The organism is Natronospira sp. (genome assembly GCF_007134575.1).
Taxonomy (GTDB): domain Bacteria; phylum Pseudomonadota; class Gammaproteobacteria; order Natronospirales; family Natronospiraceae; genus Natronospira; species Natronospira elongata.
The window spans coordinates 1-6,606 of sequence record NZ_SLKM01000004.1; the positions used below are offsets into that span (position 1 = coordinate 1).

A 6,606-nucleotide genomic window follows, 5' to 3' on the forward strand; every position below is an offset into this window, starting at 1 on the left:
AATGAAACGCCAAGTACTCGGTATCAAGCCGGGATCATCGCGCAACGTCATTGCAGCGAACAGTCCCCTTGAACATTTGTAATAAGGATAGCCGAGTATCCGTAAATCGCTCAGCGACATGCCCGCCCAAGGCGCTTCATTTTCTCCAGCCACCGGGCGCGGCCCTTGTCACCGCCCATGGAGGCGCTGATCAGGGTGGTGCGCACGGGCTTGAAGCCGCAGAAGCGCAGAATGTTGCGGCGGAAGCTTTTCACGCTGTGGGCACGGTAGATCAGACGATAGAACAGGGCCGGCATGCCCATGGTGACGATCAGCCGGGCCGATCGCCCCTTGAGGCGACGGGGGCCGAAGCTGCCCATGTCCTGACCCGGCTCGGTGACGAAACCCGGACGGAAGGTCTGCTCCAAAAATGCTTTGAGAATGGCGGGCATATCGCCCAGCCAGAGGGGATAGAGAAAGACCAGGTGATCGGCCGCTTCAATGGCCTGCTGGGCCTGGCGAATGGCCGGGGGCGGATCACCGGATTCGAAGTCGGTGGCGTTCCTGAGCCAGGGGAAATCCAGCCCGGCCACGTCGATGTGCCGGACCTGATGCCCGGCGGCTTCCGCTGCTTCCTGATAGGCCACGGCCAGGGCATGACAGAAATGCCCACCGGCCGGGTCGGGATGTCCCTGGATGATGACAATGCTGGCCATGACGGTGACCTCCTGTTCTTGACGGGCAATAATATGTCGATCGACATTGGTGGTGGCTTGAGCCGGATCAAGTGAATATCACTTTGGGGAGTACTTTTCGTGAACACGTCCAATCTGCGCTGCCTGGCTATGGCCGCCCTGCTTCTGCCGGCACTGGCCTACGCCGAGCTGCCCGGTACTGATCTCGCCTTCGAGGCAAAAGACGGGCAACTGTCGGGAACGCTGTTCCTGCCTGAGGGTGAAGGCCCCTTCCCGGCCGTCGTCTTTCTCGCCGGCTCTGGTGATGAGAGTTACCGGACGGGCTGGGAAGGCGAACGCCGCTCCTGGTTCTGGCCGCAACTTCAGGAATGGTTCGATGAACAGGGCTACGCCGTGTACGTCTTCGACAAGCCCGGCGTGGGTCGCTCAGAAGGCGACTGGCGCAAGGAAGATTTCGTGGATCGGGCCGACAATGCCATCGCGGCGGTTCGCGCCCTGAGCGGCCGGACCGAACTGGATCCGGCTCGCATCGGATTGCTGGGCCACAGCCAGGGGGGATGGATAGCCGTCAGTGCCGCGGCCGATCATCCCGATGAGGTGGCCTTCGTGATCAGTCTGGCCGGCCCCGCCATCGGAGTACGCCAGCAGATCATCGAGGACACGGAGAATCGCTGGCGCTGTGAGGAGCGTCGGTTGCTGGGCCTTCGGCGAGCGGGGCTGGCCGGCAGTCTGTCCCTGATCGGTACCGCCGGCCGCATCATGCCGGCGGGTTATCTGTCCGGCATCGTGCGCTATGACCCCGCCGACGATCTGGCCCGCCTGCAGCAGCCCATGCTCGCCCTGTTTGCCGGCAATGACATCATGGTCATGCCCGAGACCAACATCCCGCCACTGCAGAAACACTTCGGCAAGGCCAGCGGCAACGACGGCCTTGTGATTGAGACCATTGAAGGCCTGGACCACTTCTTTCGCCACGGCGCCTTCTGCCTGGACGGCGGACGGCCACAGGGCTTCGCCCCGGAATTCTGGGAAGCCCTGGCCGCCCCGGCCTTCTGGCAGCAACTGTCACCCGAGGCGCAGTAAGTGCCTGGAAGTGAAATACCCGCCGGACCTGATTATGCGGCTTCGAAATCGAAGGGCTTGAGTTTTTCGACGTCGAGCTGATTACGGGCCAGCCAAAGGTCGTGGGCATCCTGCATGGCAAGCCAGCTTTCCGGTGAGCGGCCAATGACCCGGGAAAGCCGCAACGCCATTTCCGGGCTGACACCGCTATCACCGCGCAGCAGACGCGAAAAGGTGGACGGTGATACACCCAGACGATCGGCAAGCTTTCGAGCACTGACGCCGAAAGGCTCCATGTAAACCGTGAGGATGAACTCACCGGGATGCGGAGGGTTGTGCATGCTCATCAGTGATAATCCTCGTAGTCAAGAATGTAGGCGTGTCCGTCTCGGAACTCGAAGGTCAAACGCCAGTTACCGCTAACTCGAATCGACCACCTGCCCTTCTGCTTGCCCTTAAGCGGGTGCAGCCCAAAACCCGGAATATCGATGTCTTCAATCTGCATGGCTGTATCCAATGCCGCCAGCTGCATACGCAAGCGCTGAGCGTGGGCGGATTGAATCCCTGCCATACTGCCTGTCGAATAGAACCGCTTCAGTCCCTTGTGGCGGAATGATTTGATAATGGGCAGAATTATAGCCTGTTGCGCACCACGCAACAAGTCGAATCGTCGAAGCGATTCGGCCTGCCTGATTGCTGGAACCGTCTGGCGGGGAAACAATCACATCCTATACTGGCATCCTATTGGTTCCCGAGGCAGCAAGGAGATCCGCCATGCACAAGACCATCGCTCGTATCGGCATGCCCGTCGCACTGATCGGCCTGCTTTTCTGGGCCTCCAGCACGCTGGCCCACCACGGCTGGGCGTGGGCGGAAGACAAACAGACCGAAATGACCGGCGTGATCACCGAGATTTACATTGGCCCGCCCCATCCGCGCCTGATGATCGACACGGATGACGGCCCCTGGCAGGTCGATCTGGGCAACCCGCGTCAGACCCGGGATGCCGGGTTCGTGGACGGTGTGGCCGAGGAAGGCGATGAGATCATCATCATCGGGCACCGCTCCAAGGATAGTGATGAGAAGATCATCAAGGCCGTGCGCGCCACCATTGATGGCGAGCATTACACCTTCTATCCGGATCTGCTCGAGGAATAAGGGCGGATGCTGACGGCACTGCTGCTGTGGCTGGGTGAGACCGCCATGGCCTCGGCACTGCGTCAGTCCACCATTGCCTATCCACTGGCCAGCTCGGCCCATATCACCGGATTGGGCCTGCTGGTCGGTGGCATTATCACGCTGGATCTTCGAATACTGGGGGCGATCCGGCGTGGCCGGCTCAGTGAGCTGGCACCCCTGCTCAGCCGGGTGGCGGCAGGTGGCCTGCTACTGGCCGTGACCACCGGCGTACTGCTGTTCAGCGTGCAGCCTTCCCACTACCTGGATAACAGCGCCTTTTTGATCAAGCTGGGCCTGGTGGCCCTGGCCGTCCTGAATGCCCTGGTGGTGCACCAGCTGCCCCAGTGGAAGGCCATGCTGGCGGGGGCGCCGGTTGCCCGCACACTGAAGATCACCGCCGTGCTGTCACTTCTGCTCTGGCTGTCGGCCCTGATTGCCGGGCGCTGGATCGCTTTCCTGTAGCCACGGCTTGGGATGCCTCGCTTTCAGCCTGCCCTAACCGGGATTTCCCCTCCCCTAAAGCCATCCGTCTGATTCACCCGGAATCGGCTGGTTAGGCCGGCGAGCCTGACCTAGGCTGAGCTGTGGGGGATATTCGTGGGAATTTTATCCGGCAGCCGGGTGCACTCGCCCGGTGGGGAGGAATCATTATGGACAGGATGCTCTCAGGACTCATTTTGCTACTGGCGCTTGTGTATTCAGCGGCCGCAAGCGCCCAGCACGATCATCACGACGAAGCGCATGTGAAGGACGGGGAATCGGTCGGGGTGGTGGATTTTCGGCCCGATTGCGCTGCGGATTCGGCCGAGACCTTCAACCGGGGCCTGGCCCTGAAACATCACATGATGTATCAACAGGCGCGCGAGACCTTCCGCGACCTGGTCGAGAAAGACCCGGACTGCGCCATGGCCCACTGGGGGGTGGCGGCCACCTGGTTCCAGCCCCTTTGGCCGGAACGCCCGGACGCGGATGCCCTGGCCACCGGCCGTGAAGCCATTGAACGGGCCCGCAAGGCCGGGCCTGGCGGTGAGCGGGAGCACGCCCTGATTGATGCGGTGGGCGCATTCTTTGCCGATGAAGACATGGGCTATGGCGATCGCATCGACGCCTGGGCCAGTGGCATGGCCGAGGCCTACTCGAACCACCCGGAGGATCATGACATCGCCGCCCTGTATGCCCTGTCCCGTCTGGTGCTGGGCATGCGGGCCGACACGGAGACCCGCCACGAACTGCATGATGAGGCCGAGGCCATTCTGGCCGGTGTCTGGGAAGAGGAGAACCAGCACCCCGGCGCCATCCACTACGCCATTCATGCCACTGACGTGGATGGGCGGGCCGAGAACGCCCTGGCCATGGTGGAGGCCTATTCGGACATCGCACCCAGCGTACCGCACGCCCTTCACATGCCGTCACATATCTATGTGCGGCTGGGCGAATGGGATCAGGTGATTGAATGGAACCGGCGCTCGGCCGATGCGGCCCGGGATCACGAGGTCGATGACGCCATCTCCTTTCATTACATCCACGCCCTCGATTATCTGGTCTATGGCTATCTGCAGAAGGGTGAAGTGGACCGGGCCCAGGCGGTGCAGAAAGAAGCCGAAGCGGTGGAACGCCACCAGCCAGGCTTTGCCGCCGCCTTTCATGCGGCGGCCATTCCGGCCCGCATCGCCGTGGAACGGCGGGACTGGGAAAAGGCCGGTGCATTGGAGCCTCGCCAGCCGGATTACCTGCCCTGGGACGGCAGTTTCTGGCCGGAGGGCCTGAGCTGGTACGCCCGTGGCCTGGGCGCCATTCATGCCGGTAATGGAGAGGCGGCTCAAGAGGCCGAGGCGCGCCTGGCCACCCTGCGGGACCGGGCAAAAGAGGCTGGCGAGGAGAACTTTGCCATCTTCATTGAAGTGGATCGCAAGATTCTTGCTGGCTGGAGCGAGCACGAGCAGGGCAACGCCGATTCGGCGATCCGCCTGATGGAAGCGGCCGCGGAGCTGGAAGGCACCGTGGACAAGAACCCGATTACCCCGGGGGCGCTGTACCCGCCCTATGAAGCCCTGGGTGATCTCCTGCTGGCCCTCGACCGCCCGGATGAGGCCCTGGCCGCCTACCAGGCGGGGGACGACATCTGGCCGGGCCGCAAGAACACCCTGGCCGGCATGCAGCAGGCCCGGGAACAACTGGCCAACTGAAGTCTGGTAATCGGGCACCGCCCTCTGGGCGATGCCCGATTACTGACGCAATATCTTCTCCATGGCCTTGCCCTTGGCCAGTTCATCCACGAGCTTGTCGAGATAGCGGATCTTCTGCATCAGGGGATCCTCCACCGATTCCACTCGCACGCCGCAGACCACGCCCTTGATCAGGGAGGCATTGGGGTTCAAGGCCGGTGCTTCGGCGAAGAATTGCTCGAAGCTGTTCCCCTGATCGATCTGCTGCCGAAGCCCGGCCTCATCGTAGCCGGTGAGCCAGCAGGTCACCTCGTCGACCTCCGCCTGGCTGCGCCCCTTCTTCTCCGCTTTCTGCACATACATGGGATAGACCCTGGCAAAGGCCATATCGAAGATTGGGTGTCTGGACATGTTCATCCCTCCTTTGCGCCGGCTGGCCGGGCCACGGCCAGGCAGTAGGCCTGGCGGCCCCGCCGGGCCAGTTCCTCAAAGCTTTCCAGAACCAGGCCGGCGGCCTGCAGCTGGGCCTTGAAGTCTTCTTCATAAGTCACACCGCCGAAGTCGATGCTGGAGATTCGTTTCAGCATGGGTTTCAGGCGCTCCATGAAGGGGGAGCGGCGGGTCTGAATGGTCTGGGTGAAATAGATTCGCCCCGCCGGCTTCAGCAGGGTCAGGCAATGGCGCAGGGCCGCCTCCGGGTCGGGCAGCAGCATGAAGCTGGCCGAGAAATAGACCGCGTCATAAGGCCCGCCCTGGTGGTCGTAGACCGACTGCAGACGAACCGTCACCTGATCGGCCAGCGATGATGTGGCCACACGTTGCTGCGCCCGCTCCACATAGGCGGCATCAATGTCCACGCCAGTGACCCGGATGCGTTTCTCGCGCAGCCGCTCGCTGTTGGCCAGCAGGGCGCTGGCGGTACCAATCCCCACATCCAGCAGCTCGCAGCCGGCAGGCAGGCGGTCGATGACCGCGCCATACCAGCGTGCGGTCAGGCGCGGAATGAGGGCGTCGTAGAGCAGGCTTCGGATCATGGGGCTCATCATGCCATGCCCGGCACCACGGCGGTGCACAAGGGCGAAAGTACCGATAAATAAATCCCATTGATTTAATCCAAATGATTCATTGGAAACTATCGGGAACCTGGACTATTACTAGGAGGGCAAGGCAGGGGAAGGAAACACTCGCCCCCCCTGGCAGTGCGCCAAGTAGTCACCGTGGCGGTTTTACACATGCGGCTGCAGCACCCGTGGGTGGTGCAGCCCCTGATGATCATTCATTCCAGACTGGAGAGGAAAATGGCCGCAAACAGGAAAGACAACGGAAAATGCCCTGTCATGCACGGAGCACAGACCCGTAAGGGTGGTCGAGGCACCACCAATGAGCAGTGGTGGCCGGAGCAGTTGAATCTGTCCATCCTGCATCAACACACTCCCGAATCCGACCCGATGGGTGCGGATTTCAATTACGCCGAAGAATTCAAGAAGCTGGACCTCAAGGCCCTGAAAAAAGACCTTGAGGAACTA

10 protein-coding genes are annotated in these 6,606 nt (G+C 61.9%); 5 read left to right on the forward strand and 5 right to left on the reverse strand.

Going from position 1 to position 6,606, the window contains the following annotated elements; translation table 11 throughout:
- Positions 1 to 110 precede the first annotated feature (110 nt).
- Complete coding sequence (locus ACJWXQ_RS00105) at positions 111 to 695, reverse strand: NAD(P)H-dependent oxidoreductase (protein WP_346051406.1); 585 nt, start codon at positions 693 to 695, stop codon at positions 111 to 113.
- A 99-nt stretch (positions 696 to 794) separates the two neighbouring features.
- Here ACJWXQ_RS00105 and ACJWXQ_RS00110 point away from each other — a divergent pair, with 99 nt between their 5' ends.
- Complete coding sequence (locus ACJWXQ_RS00110) at positions 795 to 1,757, forward strand: alpha/beta fold hydrolase (RefSeq protein WP_346051404.1); 963 nt, start codon at positions 795 to 797, stop codon at positions 1,755 to 1,757.
- 32 nt (positions 1,758 to 1,789) lie between these two features.
- On the opposite strand, the gene ACJWXQ_RS00115 is transcribed toward ACJWXQ_RS00110, so the two are convergent.
- Both ACJWXQ_RS00115 and ACJWXQ_RS00120 read right to left on the reverse strand, forming a co-directional pair.
- Positions 1,790 to 2,083, reverse strand: coding sequence for a HigA family addiction module antitoxin (locus tag ACJWXQ_RS00115; protein WP_306728817.1), 294 nt, complete (start codon positions 2,081 to 2,083; stop codon positions 1,790 to 1,792).
- Positions 2,083 to 2,361 carry a type II toxin-antitoxin system RelE/ParE family toxin gene (locus tag ACJWXQ_RS00120; protein WP_306728816.1) on the reverse strand — a complete coding sequence of 93 codons (279 nt, stop codon included), beginning with the start codon at positions 2,359 to 2,361 and terminating at the stop codon, positions 2,083 to 2,085. Before ACJWXQ_RS00120 ends, ACJWXQ_RS00115 begins: the two co-directional genes overlap by 1 nt.
- A 149-nt stretch (positions 2,362 to 2,510) precedes the next feature.
- Between ACJWXQ_RS00120 and ACJWXQ_RS00125 the strand changes: the two genes are divergently transcribed.
- From ACJWXQ_RS00125 to ACJWXQ_RS00135, 3 genes are all read left to right on the forward strand, one after another.
- Positions 2,511 to 2,894, forward strand: coding sequence for a hypothetical protein (locus tag ACJWXQ_RS00125; RefSeq protein WP_306728815.1), 384 nt, complete (start codon positions 2,511 to 2,513; stop codon positions 2,892 to 2,894).
- 6 nt (positions 2,895 to 2,900) lie between these two features.
- The gene (locus tag ACJWXQ_RS00130; RefSeq protein ID WP_306728814.1) at positions 2,901 to 3,377 is read left to right on the forward strand and encodes a DUF6644 family protein; all 477 of its coding nucleotides are present in this window, start codon (positions 2,901 to 2,903) and stop codon (positions 3,375 to 3,377) included.
- Between the two features lie 188 nt (positions 3,378 to 3,565).
- Positions 3,566 to 5,101 (forward strand): tetratricopeptide repeat protein, encoded by a 1,536-nt coding sequence (locus ACJWXQ_RS00135; RefSeq protein ID WP_306728813.1) that lies wholly within the window; start codon positions 3,566 to 3,568, stop codon positions 5,099 to 5,101.
- 39 nt (positions 5,102 to 5,140) lie between these two features.
- On the opposite strand, the gene ACJWXQ_RS00140 is transcribed toward ACJWXQ_RS00135, so the two are convergent.
- Positions 5,141 to 5,491: a DUF2200 domain-containing protein gene (locus ACJWXQ_RS00140; protein ID WP_306728812.1), complete on the reverse strand. Its 351-nt coding sequence runs from the start codon at positions 5,489 to 5,491 to the stop codon at positions 5,141 to 5,143.
- A 2-nt stretch (positions 5,492 to 5,493) separates the two neighbouring features.
- On the reverse strand, positions 5,494 to 6,114 hold the full coding sequence (locus ACJWXQ_RS00145; RefSeq protein ID WP_306728811.1) for a bifunctional 2-polyprenyl-6-hydroxyphenol methylase/3-demethylubiquinol 3-O-methyltransferase UbiG: 621 nt from the start codon (positions 6,112 to 6,114) through the stop codon (positions 5,494 to 5,496).
- 303 nt (positions 6,115 to 6,417) lie between these two features.
- Here ACJWXQ_RS00145 and ACJWXQ_RS00150 point away from each other — a divergent pair.
- Positions 6,418 to 6,606: hypothetical protein (locus ACJWXQ_RS00150; RefSeq protein WP_406671894.1), on the forward strand; the 189-nt coding region annotated here is incomplete at its 3' end.

Bases quoted from the DNA above. Each gene is read 5' to 3' on its own strand.
- ACJWXQ_RS00105 (WP_346051406.1), bottom strand. From the start codon at position 695: ATGGCCAGCATTGTCATCATCCAGGGACATCCCGACCCGGCCGGTGGG.
- ACJWXQ_RS00115 (WP_306728817.1), bottom strand. From the start codon at position 2,083: ATGAGCATGCACAACCCTCCGCATCCCGGTGAGTTCATCCTCACGGTT.
- ACJWXQ_RS00125 (WP_306728815.1), top strand. From the start codon at position 2,511: ATGCACAAGACCATCGCTCGTATCGGCATGCCCGTCGCACTGATCGGC.
- ACJWXQ_RS00130 (WP_306728814.1), top strand. From the start codon at position 2,901: ATGCTGACGGCACTGCTGCTGTGGCTGGGTGAGACCGCCATGGCCTCG.
- ACJWXQ_RS00135 (WP_306728813.1), top strand. From the start codon at position 3,566: ATGGACAGGATGCTCTCAGGACTCATTTTGCTACTGGCGCTTGTGTAT.
- ACJWXQ_RS00140 (WP_306728812.1), bottom strand. From the start codon at position 5,491: ATGTCCAGACACCCAATCTTCGATATGGCCTTTGCCAGGGTCTATCCC.
- ACJWXQ_RS00145 (WP_306728811.1), bottom strand. From the start codon at position 6,114: ATGATCCGAAGCCTGCTCTACGACGCCCTCATTCCGCGCCTGACCGCA.